A 14,884-nucleotide genomic window follows, 5' to 3' on the forward strand; every position below is an offset into this window, starting at 1 on the left:
GACGGGATTATATGAAATGGTAAAGTATGACAATAGATAAATAGAAACTCAACTCACAGAGCAAGAACAAGGCACCGCAACAGTCGCCCGTATAACCTTGCAACCGGCGTTTCATCCAGCCGGTGAGCAGAAGTTCCGTAACCGGGGGAGCCAGAAAAGCCCAGAAAGGGAAAACGGTCGGGCCGGACAGGAGCCACGCTACGCATGGGACAAGGGCGAGCAGGCAACGGAATACGTGGCTAGCGATAGCCTGTTTATTCCAGACGGAGTAAACGACCCCCGCTTTGGCTTGTTCTGCCGTCCGGGCGTAGGGGAGTTGCAGGATGATGAAACTGCTGCATGCTTTGGCATACACGTCGGCTGTGAAGATAATGGCCGGAGCCATACAAAGCGGCAGAGCCGAGACCAGACTGATTAGCAGTCCGATGTAGAAGACCAGTCCCAGGACACCATACGTACCGATATGGGAATCCTTCATGATGGCCAATGTACGTTCGCGTGTGGTACCTCCGCCGAATCCGTCACAGAAGTCAGCCAATCCGTCTTCATGCAAGGCACCGGTAAGCCACAAGCGTGTGCCTGTCGCTGCCAAAGCAGCCGTGGTGACCGGTAGAATCCCTGAAACAAGCCAGAAAACGAGAGCGGCCGTACCTCCCGTGAGCCAACCTGCGAACGGCCAGTAGTCTACCACGTGTTTGAAATACTTGGCGTCCACTTGCCGGATGCGCCAGAAAGGCAGGCGCGTGAAGAAAATCAGTGAAGCCCATAGTCGGTCTGTCATAGTGGGATGCGGGATTAAAAGTATTTGGTAATGTGAGCGTTTTCGAAGTTGTTCATTTCGTTGAGCATGCGGACGGCGGATTGCAAGAGCGGATAGGCGCACAAAGCACCTGTGCCCTCACCGAGGCGCAAGCCTATCTGGAGCAGCCCTCGGGCATGCAAGGCTGCGAGCATCCGCCGGTGTCCGGCCTCGTCGCCTTCGTGGCAGAACACGGCATAGTGGCGTATGGCCGGATAAAGCCGTGAGGCCATCAGCATGCAGGCCGTCATGATGAAACCGTCCACCAGAATCACCATGCCCAATTCGGCGGCACGCAGCATCGCACCGATGGCCGCCGTCATTTCGAAGCCGCCGAACCAACGGAGCATTTCCGTGGCGTACTGGGTTGAACAGACATCGGCATCTTGCAGGTCGGGATGATGGGCGCGGAAATGCTGTACGGCATTTTGCAGGACCTCGTATTTGTGGCGGATACCGGCATTGTCCAGTCCGGCTCCTGCCCCCACGCACATTTCCAACGGCGTGCCGGTCAGCAAGTGCATCCAAATGGAAGAAGGAGAGGTGTTGCCAATTCCCATTTCGCCTATGCTGACGACGTTACAGCCCCGTTCGTGGCATTCTGTCACCATGCGGGCACCGGTTTCTATGCATCGGTCCGTTTCCTCTTCCGTCATGGCCGCTTCGTGAAGGAAGTTCCGTGTACCACGTGCTACTTTACAGTCGATGATGCCGGGATAGGAATGCAAATCGTAGTCCACTCCCATGTCTATCAGGAACAGGTCGAAACCGTGTTGGCGGCAGAACATATTTACTCCGCCTCCCCCGTGGCTGAAGTTAATCATCTGTTGCCAGGTGATTTCGCGAGGGGATATGCTGACTCCTTCGCGTTCGATTCCATGGTCGGCACCGAACAGCAGGTGGCAAGGGTGGCGCAATTCCGGTGAGAGCGTGTGTTGTATCAGGCCGATTTGCAGGGCTAATTCTTCCAACCGTCCCATCGACCCTTTCGGCTTGTTCAGGTTGTCTATTTTGTTTTGCAGGGCAGGGCGCAAAGCCTCGTCCGGAGTCGTAATTCGGAATGTTTTCATGTTCATTTGATTTTCACAGGGATACCGCTCACCATCAGGTAGACCTCATCGGCCTGGGACGCTACGAATTGGTTGGTCCAACCCAACAAGTCGGTAAAGCGGCGTTGCACTTCGTTAGTCGATACGCCTCCCATCCCGATTTCGTTGGTTACGAATATGAAAGTCGCCTCCTGCGAAGTGAAGCGCAGGAATTCTTCTTTCACGGCTTGCAGCGTCTCCTCTACTTGCCGGATTCCGGCTTGGGCCTGTCGGCTTTCCACGGTGTCAGAGGGATTCGGAACCCGGGAACCCGGCTGCGGCGTATAGTCGAAAAAAAAATTCGTGGTCCACAGCGTGACGCAATCCACCAACACCGTCCGTCCCCTCAGGTCGTGGCGGCTCAGGTATTTTTCTTCCTCAATGTTGGTCCATTGCGGGCCTCGCCGTTCGCGGTGGATATGTACGCGTTGGCGGAACTCCTCGTCCCAAATGCGTGCCGTGGCCATGTAAACAGGCTGTTCGGACAGTCGCAGTGCCAACTGTTCGGCATACATGCTTTTACCGGAGCGTTCTCCTCCTGTAATCAGAATAATTCTTTTCATGTCCGCAAAGATAGCCATTTATTTTCCTATTCATGTCCGTGGTTATTGGAAATCGTTCCCTTTTTCAAAAAAAGTCCAACCGCAGGTCCGGACGCTTGTAGAGTGGGTCCGGGCTTGCGGTTGGGTATGGAGCCTTCGGGCGTTTTTTATTTGATGTTTTCCCGGATACGTGTCAGGTAGCGGTTCAGCCCTTCTTCGTCGCGCTCGTCGATGATGTGGATGAGGCTTTTCAACTCTTCGCGGATGCGCTCCACATGACTTTTGGTACGCGGGTTGAAAAGGATTTCCCGAAGGAGGCAGTCGTCTTCGCTCAGCACGCCCTGGGCTATTTTCAGATGGCGTTTGAATGTCGTGCCCGGGGCATCCTGATGTTTCATCACCGCAGCGAAGGTGAAAGTCGATACGAAAGGAATACTGAGCGAGTAGGCCATGGTCTCATCATGTTCCTCGAACGAGTATTCGCAGACATGTAATCCGAGCCGACTGTATAAGTCACGGAAAAAGATGCGTCCCATATAGTCGCCTTCGTTGATGACAATGGCGTTCTCGTGGTTCAGGCTGCCTAAGTTGGCAAACGTGGGGCCGAACATGGGGTGTGTGCTGACATAACGCATGCCTGCACCTTCATAAAACTCCTTGAATCCCGTTTTGACGGACGAAATGTCGCTCAGGATACAGTCTTGAGGCAGGTGGGGAATCACTTGCCGGAAGACATCCAGTGTATATTTCAGTGTCACGGCATTGATGACCAGTTCGGGGCGGAATGCGTCTATTTCGTCCATCGAGGTGAAACGTTGCGTATTGTACATGAACCGTAGCCGTTTGGCATCGATGTCGTATACTGCCGTCTCATGGTCGAAACTCAGCAAGTCCACGAAGAATGAGCCCATTTTCCCGGCTCCTAAAATGAGTATTCTCATGATGTTTGTTCTTTTTGTCCGTGCTTACTTGTTAATGATGTCCATTTGTTGGCGTACGCTTTCCTCGTGGATGGCTTCATAGATTTTCCTGACGAAATCTGCGTCCATTCCACAGAGTACGCCTTGCGCCCCCCGTTTGTCAAGGATTTCAGAGTAGCGTCCGGTTTGCACCACGGCCATGTCGTGTTCCTTTTTATAGGTCGCGATTTCGCGGCTCACACGCATCCTGCGGGTCAACAGGTCCATCAGGTCATTGTCCAAGGTATCTATCTGTTTGCGCAGGGCTGACAGGCTTTCTGTCATTTCCACGTTCTCGCGTACCACCAGACGGTCAAGTATGAAGTCGAGCACATCGGGCATGACTTGTTGTTTGGCGTCGCTCCACGCACAATCCGGGTTACAGTGGCTTTCTACTATCAATCCGTTGAAGCCCATATCCATGGCCTGTTGGCAGAGCGGGGCAATCAAGTCGCGGCGTCCGCCGATGTGGCTCGGGTCGCAGATGAGGGGCAAGTTGGGGAAACGGCGGTGCAGTTCGATGGGGATGTGCCACATGGGAGCATTGCGGTAGATTTTCTGGTCGATGCTGGAGAATCCGCGGTGGATGGCCCCCAAACGGGTGATGCCTGCCCCGTTGATGCGCTGTAAGGCTCCTATCCAAAGTTCGATGTCGGGATTCACCGGATTTTTGACCAAAACCGGGATGTCCACACCTTTGAGGGAATCGGCCAGTTCCTGCATGGCGAAAGGATTAGCTGTAGTACGTGCTCCGACCCAAAGTAAGTCCACTCCGGCTTTGAGAGACGCTTCCACATGCTTGGGCATGGCCACTTCGGTGGCTATCAGCATGCCGGTCTCTTCCTTGACGCGTTGCAGCCAGGGTAATGCCGTCTCGCCCATACCTTCGAATCCTCCCGGTTTGGTACGTGGCTTCCATACACCGGCACGGAATATCTTGAATCCTTTTTCGGCCAGTTGCCGGGCGGTGGCCATGACTTGTTCCTCTGTTTCGGCACTGCAGGGGCCGGCGATGACGAGGGGTCGCTTGTTTTCGTCTATTCCCGGAAGGTTCAGGGAAGTTAATCGTAAATCGTCCATATCGTTATGTTTTTAATTCTATGCTTTTTGGTGCTTAAAATACTTTTCGGATACGTTCCAAAGCTTCGGCTATTTTCTCTTTTTTGGCGCAAAGCGAAATCCGGATATACCGGTTACCGTTACTGCCGAAGATGAATCCCGGCGTGATGAAGACCCGTGCCTCGTGCAGAATCTTCTCCGTAAGTTGTTCCACGTTGTCGCAACTTTCCGGGATGCGCCCCCAAAGGAACATGCCCACTTGCGTCGGGTCGAAGGTGCAGCCCAGTGTGCGCATGATTTCCTCGGCCAGTGCCCGGCGTTCGGCGTACACGTGTATGTTGGCTTCTTCGTGCCATTGGGCATCGTTCCGGTAGGCGGCTGCTGCGGCGAGCTGCATTGGGCGGAAGGTTCCCGAGTCGATATTGCTCTTCACTTTGAGAATCCATTGCACGAATTCCGCGTTCGTGGCCAACATGCCTACGCGCCAGCCCGGCATGTTGTGGCTCTTGCTCATGGAGTTGAACTCGATGCAGCAGCGTTTGGCGCCAGGGACTTGCAGGATGCTGAGCCGTTCGTGGTTCAGGATGAAGCTATACGGGTTGTCGTTCACGATGACAAGGTTGTGGCGCAAGGCGAAGTCTACCAGTTTTTCGTACGTTTCGCGCCGGGCGTTGGCACCCGTCGGCATGTTGGGATAGTTGGTCCATAGGATTTTCACGCCCTTCAGGTCCATTTCTTCCAAGGCTTTGAAGTCGGGTTGCCAACCGTTTTCGGGCTGCAAGTCATAATAGGTGATTTGTTGGCCGAGGATTTTGCTGAGCGACGTGTAGGTGGGGTATCCCGGATTGGGCACCAACACGCGGTCGCCCGGATTGGCCAGGGCCAACGTGACGTGGAGTATGCCTTCCTTGGAGCCGATAAGCGGCTGTATTTCGCAGGCCGGGTCCAAATCCACGTCGTACCACCGTTTGTAGAAATCGGCCATGGCCCGGCGCAGTTCGGGGATTCCCGTTGTGGGTTGGTAGCCGTGTGCGTCTGCATGTCGGGCTTCTTCGCACAGCGTTTCTATGGTTTGGGGCGAAGGGGGCATGTCCGGACTTCCGATAGCCAAGCTGATAACGTCCTTACCTTCGGCGTTCATGCGTGCCACTTCTTTGAGTTTCACTGAGAAATAGTATTCCTGTACGGAACTCAGCCGTTCGGCTGGCTGTATGCGGAATTTATATAGTTTGTCTTCCATCTTGATATTCTCCTAATATTTTGAGTTCTTTGGTCAGCGGGGTAATGGCATCTATGCTTTGTGAATAGCGGGTATAATCGTCGAAGCCCAAGTCTACGTAAAACATATATTGCCACTCTTTTCCCACGAGGGGGAGGGATTGTATTTTGGTCAGGTTCAATTTATAGAAAGAAAGGATGGACAACACCTGCGAGAGCGAGCCTTCTTCGTGGGGAAGGGTGAATACCAGGCTGGCTTTGTTGGTCTGGCGTATATCACGCAGCAGGTTGGCGCGTTGCGGTTGGCTGAAGACCAGAAAACGGGTGAAATTGTGTTTGTTGGTCTCGATGCCTTCTTCCAATACTTTCATGCCGTACAGCGGGGCTGCGAATTTGGAACAGATGGCGGCTTGTCCGCGCAGTTGTTCCCGGCTGATGATTTCCGCCGAGCCGGCCGTATCTTCTCCTTCCACGACTTTCAGACGAGGATGCCGGGCCAGGAATTCGCGGCATTGCATTAGGGCTACCGGATGGGAATGTACCTCGGTGATGTCTTCTATGTTGTCGTCCGGGAGGCAAAGCAGGCTGTGGGAAATGCGCAGCTTATGCTCGCCTACGATGGTAAGTCCACTGTCGCAAAGCAACTCGTAATTGTGCAACAGGCTGCCCGCTATGGTATTCTCGATGGCAGCCATACCGAGTACCGTACTGTCGTCCTTTACCGTGGCAAATACTTCTTCAAAGGTGGAGCAGCAGATAAGTTCTATGTCCTCTTTGTCGAAGAAGTAGTGGGCGGCCATGTCGTGGTACGACCCTTTGATACCTTGGATTGCAATTCGTTTCATTGTTTTTGTTTTGTCGTTTTTACAAAAAAGTCCCGCTTCGGTGGGAAGCGGGACCTCATGTCTTATTGGATTAGTATAATTCTCTGTTTGGTACACATACGAACTCCCGCTTCACTTTATGGCTAAAGTAAAAGTAAAAGAAGAAATAAAAATATGTGTTGAATAATTCTTTCATCTTCGTATTTTTGAATCTGTTGCAAAATTAGGGATTTTTTCATTTCCGGCAAATGTTTTCGCCGCTTTTTTCCTCTTAAACGGGAAAAATGTGAAAGAATACCTGATTTTGATTACATTTAGAAACCGTAAGGGTTACGGTTTTTGTATTGTCCGTTCATCTCTTGTTCTATGTTGCTGAACTGTCCTTCGACGGCCTTGGCTGCTTCCGGAGAGGTTTCCAACGCTTTTTTCAGGTCATCGGTCGCCCCGGCCTTGTCGTTGAGCATCAGTTTGATGCGTCCGCGTTCTTTGTATCCTTCGCTGAAGTCCGGCATGAGTTCCACGGCTTCGTCCAGTGTGGACAGTGCCCGGTCGAGCTGACGGTTGGCGGCGTATGCCGTGCTGAGGCCCACGTACGCTTCTCCCATTAGAGGGTTTTGAGTCTTCACCTTATTATAATAGGTAATGGCTGTGGGAGCATCCCCTTGCTGCAGTCGCAGTGCGGCTTTCAACATTACGGCTTCTTCGGGTGCAGGTCGTGCTTCCTCGCTTTCAAGTAAGTGGTCGATGTCGGCTTCGGCTTCTGTCAGGCTGCCCATGGCGCGGAGGATTTCTGCGCGCAACAGGTAAGCTTCCGTCAAATGGCCGTCCTGTACGATGGCTTGTGTCAACAGGGCCACGGCGTTCAGTTCGTCGTGCAAGGCATGTTTGGCTTGGGCCGAGCGGTAGAGCGCTCCGGCATGGCAACTGTCGATTTGCAAGGCGGCCTGGCAATCTTCGTCCATGCGCGTATAATCCTGCATCATTTCATCGGCACGGGCCATGGCCAACCGTACGCCGATATGGTCCGGCAGTTCTTCGGCCAGTTTTGCCAATATGCTCCGGCCTTCTTCAGCCTGTTTGTCGGAGAGCAAGGCTTCGGCCAGATAACTTGCGGTTTCGGAATCGTTCCGGAGGGCAAGTGCTTCGCGGAAACAACGTATGGCATATTTGACCTCCCCCATTTTACAGGCGCGTACACCGTCATATTTCAGTACGTTAAAATCCCGCTCGCGGCGTTTCTCGGTTTTTTCTTCCGGGGACTCTTCCCGGGCGCCGAACAATGTTTTTAGAAATCCCATTTTATTCTCGTTTTTTTCTGCGCGCAAATATACTAAAATTGCTTAAAATAACGTACATTTGTACGATAAATCATGTTTAAGCGTTTAGACTTTACTAAGTTTGCTTTTGGAAAAATAAATGGAATATGTGTGGAATAGTCGGATATATAGGTAAGAGAGAGGCTTACCCCATTTTGATAAAAGGACTTAAGCGTCTGGAGTACCGTGGTTATGACAGTGCCGGCATGGCTTTGATCAGTAATTCGGGAGATTTGAATGTGTATAAGGCGAAAGGCAAGGTCAGCGATTTGGAACGCTCGACGGAAGCAAAAGACGTGAGCGGGCATATCGGTATCGCCCATACGCGTTGGGCCACGCATGGCGAACCATGTGCAGAAAACGCCCATCCCCATTATTCGGCATCGGGCAACCTGGCGCTGATCCATAACGGGATCATCGAGAACTATGCCACGTTGAAGGAACGTTTGCAGCAACGCGGCGTGAAGTTCCGCAGCCAGACGGATTCCGAAGTGTTGGTGCAGCTCATTGAATATATCCAGGTGAGCAATGATTTGGATTTGTTGGGTGCCGTGCAAGTGGCCTTGCATGAGGTCATCGGTGCCTATGCCATCGCGATATTGGACAAAAGGCATCCCGAACAAATCATCGCCGCACGCAAGAGCAGTCCGTTGGTGGTGGGCATCGGGCGCGACAATGAGTTTTATCTGGCCTCGGATGCCACCCCTATTGTGGAATACACTGACAAGGTGGTGTACTTGGAAGACGGGGACATCGCCGTCATCCGTCCCGGAGACGAGCTGAAGGTGGTGGATATGGACAACACGCGCATGCACCCTACGGTGAAAACGGTGGACATCAATCTTGGCCAACTGGAAAAGGGAGGCTATCCGTATTTCATGCTCAAGGAGATTTTCGAGCAGCCGGATTGCCTGCTTGATTGCATGCGCGGGCGCATCAACATAGATGCCGACAACGTGACGCTTTCGGCGGTCATCGACCACAAGGACAAGTTGTTGAGCGCGAGCCGTTTTATTATCGTGGCATGCGGAACGTCGTGGCATGCGGGGCTTATTGGCCAACAACTTATCGAGAACTATTGCCGTATTCCCGTATACGTGGAATATGCTTCAGAGTTCCGCTACCGTAATCCCGTCATTTTGCCTACCGACGTAGTGATTGCCATATCGCAGTCCGGCGAGACGGCCGACACGTTGGCCGCCATCGAACTGGCACGCAAGCAAGGGGCGTTCGTGTTCGGTATCTGTAATTCCGTGGGTGCTTCCATACCTCGGGCCACGCATACCGGGGCTTACATCCATGTGGGGCCGGAAATAGGCGTGGCTTCTACAAAGGCGTTCACGGGGCAGGTGACAGTGCTGGCCATGTTGACGTTGGCCCTGGCCAAGGCGCGCGGGACGATTTCGCAGGATGAGTATGTCAAGATGGTGCGGGAGTTGGTGGCCATACCCGAGAAAATGAAAGAGGCACTAAAGGCTAATGAACAGATAGCCCAGATGGCCAAGATTTTCACCTATGCGCACAACTGCCTCTATCTGGGGCGCGGCTACTGTTATCCTGTGGCGCTCGAGGGCGCCTTGAAGTTGAAGGAAATTTCTTATATCCATGCCGAAGGCTACCCGGCTGCTGAGATGAAGCATGGTCCCATTGCGCTCATCGATTCGGAAATGCCGGTGTTTGTCATCGCCACACGCAACGGGATGTACGAAAAGCTCATCAGCAATATCCAGGAGGTAAAAGCCCGTCAGGGACGTGTCATTGCGCTCGTGACGAAAGGCGACACGAAGATACGGGATTTGGCGGACGAGGTGATAGAACTTCCCGAGACAATGGAATGTTTCGAGCCGTTGGTGGTTTCCGTCCCTTTGCAGTTGTTGGCCTACCATATAGCCGTATGCAAGGGCAAGGATGTGGATCAACCACGTAATTTGGCCAAGTCGGTCACGGTGGAGTAATCGTATTTCGGCTTATTTCGTTTTCTGGTATTTTCGTAGGAAACTTATATACAAAAATCAATCTGCGCCAAACGTTTTTTCAATCTCCTTTGATTGATTTTTCGTTTGGCGCAGATTGATTTTTCATTCTCCGCAGATTGATTTTGAGGATTCAAATGCTTGAAAATCAAATGAGATTCTGTTTTTATGAATCTATACGTTTTTTCAGCCTTGGTCGGGCGTTTACGGCTTGTCCTTCGTGCAGAAAGCCATGTTTCCCGGTATAAAGCCCTTTGTGCCCGCCGGTGAAATGTGTTGGGCGCGTACACACCGTTAATTTTTGTTCTTCCGCTTGCAAAAACGATGGACTTTTACGAACTTTAATGTGAAACCGGATGGCATTTCCCCGTGGTGGAAGGCAAGGAAATGCAACCCCGGGGCTTAAAAAATAATCACAACCTAAAAAACTTAATTTACAGTTTGAAACATGAAGAGGAAAAGCTTATTGTCGATGTTGTGGCTATGCCTGTGGGCTTTTGCGGGCAGCGGGCAGGCTAAAAATGTGTCCACACGCATTAATTTGGGGGCGACCCCATGGAAATTTACGAAAGTGGTGCGTCAGGAAATCAATTTGGCGAAGGATGCGCAGGTATGTCTTGACGGAAAGTCCGTTCCCGTGGTTCACGACGGCGATATCCATTCGGACTGGAAACTTGGAGATGCTCCAGAAGGAGGAATATGGAGCGTGGATTTGGGCAAGTCCGTTTCCTTATCTTCTGTGAAACTGTGGTTCGACACGGACCGGACGAGGTTTGCAGAGGTCAAGTTGGAAGTATCCGCCGACGGTAGTACTTGGCAAACCCTTTCGGAAGGAAAGAAACTCTGTGTGCTCCATAAAGAGGGCGACTTTACGACCGTGGGGCATACCGGAACGGTGGGGTATACCGAGACGGTGACGGCTACTTATTTGAATTTGAAAGTTAAGGGGACGGCACGTTATGTGCGTTTTTCCGGATTGAAATGCAAGGCAGAACAGGGACAGGATGTGCCTGTAACGTTGAGTGAAGTGGAAGTGAACCCTAAAGCAGGGCAGGATTATGAACAGGCCGGGGCCATGGCTTCGCTTTCGTTCGACGATACCGGATGGCAGACGGTAGGGATTCCTCATTGTTATAATGAGCAGGACACTTATTTGAATACCAGTACGGGAGAGCGTTGTTGGCGTGGAGAAGCGTGGTATCGTAAGAAAATAACCATAGACGAAAAAGACCGTGGGCAGATGTTCTTCTTGGAGTTTCAGGGAGTGAACATAGGGGCAACGGTGTATGTGAACGGAACTCCGATAAGAAGCAATACAAAGGTGAAGCAGCCGGAAGCTGTGACCCATGTGGGGAGTGCATTGCCTTTCGTGGTGGACATTACGCCTTATTTGCGTTATGGAAAAGAGAACCAGATTGCGGTAAGGGTGTCCAATGCCGAGGGCACGTTTTTCACTTGGCCCGGTTTCGGGACCAACGAAGGCTTCGGTCAGGCCATGGGAGGTATCGTCTGCCCCGTCTACCTGCACAAGAAGAACAAGGTGCACATTCCTTTTGATTCTTATTCTCCTATGGGCAAGTGGGGAACTTACTTCGGGACGGTGTCGGCTACCAAAGACAAAGCCGAAGTACGTTTTCAGGTGAACGTGGAGAATGCGGGTACGGAAGCGTGCGACGTGGAGCTGCGCACATATCTGAAGGATGCGAAAGGCAAGACCGCTTTGGCTTTCAAGGACACACGTCGTGCCGCAGGCGGTCAGACCGTATTGTTTGACCGGACGGGAGTGGTGGAGCGTCCCCGTTTGTGGTATCCGATAGGGACTTCCGGTACACCTTATTTATATAAGGTGGAGAATGAAGTTTACGTGGACGGACGACTGGTGGACAGGCAAAGCCGTCCGTGGGGCATCCGGCAAATCACGTGGGACGAGGATTTTTGCTATGTCAACGGTGAGAAATGTTTTTTGCGCGGCTTCGGTTACCGGAATAATTACCCGGGATTGGGGGCCGCTGTCCCTGCGGCTTTCTGGTGGAATGACATGGCCCGGATAGCGCGGTGCGGCGGCAACACGCTGCGCGTGGGGCACCAACCGCCTTTTCCCGAAGTGTTCGAGGCTTGCGACCGCTACGGCATCTTGTTGGTTGTCAACAGCGGCGACAATGAATGGGCGTTGAAGGACGAACCGGCTATTACTTACAAAAGGGAGTACGACCGCGATGTGATGGTGGCCTACCGGAACAATCCGTGCGTGGTCATTTGGGAGTCGAATAATGGTTTGGCGTACGATGGGGAGAAATACCTGCCGTCTTATACGCTGGAACAAGTGAAGAAATGGGATTACATCCAACCGCGTCTCGTGCAGAACCGCGACGGTTACCCACCGGAGTGGGACAAGAACGAACCGGTCGTGATAGGTTATACAAACCGTTATGAGAAAGTGGAAGGAAGTCCTTCGTGGAATACGGAAGTCTACGGGACGAACTGGTCGGGCTTGCCCAGTTGGTGCATCGCCCGTTTCGACTACGATAATGAAAAAGAGTTCTCGATGGACTATGTGGAGAACTATTTCGACAACATGGACAAACGCGCATGCGGATGGATCAACTGGATGTTGGCCGAGACGTACGGGGAGGGGTACACCATTTACCTCAACGGCATGCGCAACCAAAAGAGCCTTGGTTCGTGCGCCATGGATGGCAACCGCTTCCCGAAATTGCTGTACCGGATTTTCGAGAAAGCCGTTTGGGTGCCTTTCGACGAGCGTCCCGGTGTGGCCTTGCAGAGCCATTGGAACTTCCGGGGATTGCAGGACGTGGATGCGTGGAGCAACTGTCCTTATGTGGAACTCTTCGTCAACGGGGTATCCCGTGGGATTGTGGAACCGGAGGCGCGGACGCGCCGCTGCACGTGGAAAGGCATCCTATGGGAGCTGGGTACGGTCAAGGCCGTGGGGTTGGACGAACGGAAACGTCCCGTTTGCGAGGATGAGATCGCCTCTGCCGGCGAGCCGTACGCTTTGGAAGTGGAAATCGAAGAACCGACACCAAAACCGGACGGGGAAAGATTTGAATTGAAAGCCAATGCTTCGGATGCTTTCATCGCTACGGTGCGCGTGGTGGACAAGGATGGGCATTGGTGTCCTTTTGCCGACAACCAGTTGAAGTTTGAAGTGGAAGGCGAAGGGGTGTACAAAGGTTCTTACAATTTCTATGTCACGGAAGGAAAACCTTTGGAATACCATGCCCCGGGCGATACGGAGTTGCAGGCCGAAGGAGGTTTGATGCGCGTGGCGGTGCGGACGACGTTTAATCCTGGAAAAATTACGGTTAAAGTATCTTCGGGCGGGTTACGTTCAGGAGAAGCATCCGTCTGGTCGAAGAAGATTTAAGTATGGCACATTGGGCAAATATGGCCTTCCGTTCCTGTTTGCAAGGAGCGGAAGGCTTTTTTATGTCTAAAATAGCAGGACAATGGAATATATTCTATATATTTGGGCAAAGAATGCAAAGTGTGAAATTTTTAAATGGAAAATATATGGCGAAAAGCGTAAAAGAGTATATCGAAGAAAATGAAGCCCGTTTTTTGGAAGAGTGGTTCAGTCTGATTCGCATTCCGAGCGTGAGTGCCGACCCGGCGCATAAGAATGATATGGTGGCTTGTGCCGAACGTTGGAGAGATTTGCTTTTAGAGGCTGGAGCAGATGAAGCGCGGTTGATGCCTTCTTCAGGAAATCCTTTGGTGTATGCGGAAAAGCGTGTGGGGGAGGATGCGCCAACGGTTTTGGTATATGGCCATTACGATGTGATGCCTGCCGAACCGTTGGACTTATGGAAAAGTGACCCTTTTGAACCGGAAGTGCGTGACGGACATGTATTTGCCCGTGGGGCGGATGATGATAAAGGGCAGTCTATGATTCAACTAAAGGCTTTTGAGTATATGGTGCGGGAAGGGGCTCTGCGCCATAACGTCAAATTCATATTGGAGGGGGAAGAAGAAATCGGGTCTCCCAGTCTGAATGCTTTCCTGCAAGAGTACCGTGAGCTGTTGGCTTGTGATGTGATTTTAGTGAGCGACACCAGTATGCTCGCGCTCGACCTGCCTTCGCTTACGACGGGACTGAGAGGTTTGGCGTACTGGGAAATCGAGGTGACAGGGCCGAACCGTGATTTGCATTCCGGGCATTTCGGTGGAGCGGTAGCTAATCCGATTAATGTATTGTGTGGTTTGTTGGCTCGTATGACTGACGAAGATGGGCGTATTACAATACCGGGTTTTTATGATGAAGTGGAAGAACTGTCGGAGGAAGAACGTCGGATGCTGTCTGAAATCCCGTTTGACGAGGAACGTTATAAACAAGCTATCGGTGTACATGCTTTGAAAGGAGAGAACGGATACAGCACAATCGAGCGGAATAGTTGCCGTCCGTCGTTCGATGTGTGTGGTATTTGGGGCGGTTATACGGGAGAGGGTTCTAAGACCGTATTGCCGTCTAAAGCCTATGCCAAGGTGTCTTGCCGTTTGGTTCCCCATCAACAGCATGAGAAGATTTCCCGGATGTTTGTCGATTATATCGAATCCATAGCTCCGGACTACGTGCAGGTGAAAGTGACCCCTATGCACGGTGGCGAAGGCTATGTCTGTCCGATAACCTTGCCGGCTTACAAAGCTGCGGAAGAAGGTTTCACCAAGGCGTTCGGGCGAAAGCCGTTGGCTGTGCGCCGTGGTGGCAGTATCCCTATCATAAGTGATTTTGAAAAGATTTTGGGAACCAAGACTGTTTTGATGGGATTCGGTTTGGAGAGTAATGCGATTCATTCGCCTAATGAGAATTTCCCATTGGATATGTTTCGGAAAGGTATCGAGGCTGTGGTGGAATTCCATGAATCCGTGACGCTTTGAACACGTGAGACGTAAGTCTGGACTATTTCATATATGGGTATGCGGGGGAAAGACGCGATTCGAACATCGGAATACTTTAAATATAATAAGGTGTAAATTAATCCGGTTGATATTTTTTCGGTTTTTATTGGCAAAACGTTTGGCAGTTATGGTAAAAGGTTGTACCTTTGCACTCGCTTTCGGGAAGCAAGGCCTTGTGTGGCCGCT

Annotated in this window: 11 protein-coding genes; 3 read left to right on the forward strand and 8 right to left on the reverse strand. The window is 51.8% G+C overall.

The annotated features are described in order from the left end of the window. Positions 1 to 7: 7 nt before the first annotated feature. The 8 genes from cobS to AC5RDV_RS01180 all read right to left on the reverse strand — a co-directional run bounded on the left by cobS (position 8) and on the right by AC5RDV_RS01180 (position 7,787). Positions 8 to 781: an adenosylcobinamide-GDP ribazoletransferase gene (gene cobS, locus AC5RDV_RS01145; protein WP_282747432.1), complete on the reverse strand. Its 774-nt coding sequence runs from the start codon at positions 779 to 781 to the stop codon at positions 8 to 10. Between the two features lie 14 nt (positions 782 to 795). Further along, positions 796 to 1,869, reverse strand: a complete 1,074-nt coding sequence (cobT, locus tag AC5RDV_RS01150; protein ID WP_040602450.1) for a nicotinate-nucleotide--dimethylbenzimidazole phosphoribosyltransferase — start codon at positions 1,867 to 1,869, stop codon at positions 796 to 798. Positions 1,870 to 1,871: 2 nt separating this feature from the next. Beyond that, positions 1,872 to 2,450 carry a bifunctional adenosylcobinamide kinase/adenosylcobinamide-phosphate guanylyltransferase gene (cobU, locus tag AC5RDV_RS01155; RefSeq protein ID WP_172604724.1) on the reverse strand — a complete coding sequence of 193 codons (579 nt, stop codon included), beginning with the start codon at positions 2,448 to 2,450 and terminating at the stop codon, positions 1,872 to 1,874. A gap of 146 nt (positions 2,451 to 2,596) precedes the next feature. Continuing rightward, a complete protein-coding gene (locus tag AC5RDV_RS01160) occupies positions 2,597 to 3,370 on the reverse strand; it encodes a prephenate dehydrogenase (protein ID WP_008624366.1) in 774 nt (257 codons plus the stop codon). Positions 3,371 to 3,394: 24 nt separating this feature from the next. Then, the gene (locus AC5RDV_RS01165) at positions 3,395 to 4,468 is read right to left on the reverse strand and encodes a bifunctional 3-deoxy-7-phosphoheptulonate synthase/chorismate mutase type II (protein WP_008624367.1); all 1,074 of its coding nucleotides are present in this window, start codon (positions 4,466 to 4,468) and stop codon (positions 3,395 to 3,397) included. A gap of 34 nt (positions 4,469 to 4,502) precedes the next feature. Further along, positions 4,503 to 5,687, reverse strand: coding sequence for a pyridoxal phosphate-dependent aminotransferase (locus tag AC5RDV_RS01170; RefSeq protein ID WP_021980906.1), 1,185 nt, complete (start codon positions 5,685 to 5,687; stop codon positions 4,503 to 4,505). Continuing rightward, a complete protein-coding gene (locus AC5RDV_RS01175; RefSeq protein WP_021980905.1) occupies positions 5,668 to 6,510 on the reverse strand; it encodes a prephenate dehydratase in 843 nt (280 codons plus the stop codon). Before AC5RDV_RS01175 ends, AC5RDV_RS01170 begins: the two co-directional genes overlap by 20 nt. Positions 6,511 to 6,803: 293 nt before the next feature. Continuing rightward, entirely contained in the window at positions 6,804 to 7,787 is a 984-nt protein-coding gene (locus AC5RDV_RS01180; protein WP_008624373.1) for a tetratricopeptide repeat protein, read from the reverse strand. A gap of 125 nt (positions 7,788 to 7,912) precedes the next feature. Here AC5RDV_RS01180 and glmS point away from each other — a divergent pair, with 125 nt between their 5' ends. From glmS to AC5RDV_RS01195, 3 genes are all read left to right on the forward strand, one after another. Continuing rightward, positions 7,913 to 9,760, forward strand: coding sequence for a glutamine--fructose-6-phosphate transaminase (isomerizing) (gene glmS, locus AC5RDV_RS01185; protein ID WP_282747425.1), 1,848 nt, complete (start codon positions 7,913 to 7,915; stop codon positions 9,758 to 9,760). Between the two features lie 466 nt (positions 9,761 to 10,226). Next, a complete protein-coding gene (locus AC5RDV_RS01190) occupies positions 10,227 to 13,166 on the forward strand; it encodes a DUF4982 domain-containing protein (RefSeq protein ID WP_282747423.1) in 2,940 nt (979 codons plus the stop codon). Between the two features lie 146 nt (positions 13,167 to 13,312). Beyond that, positions 13,313 to 14,677: a dipeptidase gene (locus tag AC5RDV_RS01195; RefSeq protein ID WP_276788310.1), complete on the forward strand. Its 1,365-nt coding sequence runs from the start codon at positions 13,313 to 13,315 to the stop codon at positions 14,675 to 14,677. Positions 14,678 to 14,884: the final 207 nt, after the last annotated feature.

The sequence above is a fragment of the Paraprevotella sp. genome, assembly GCF_986071375.1.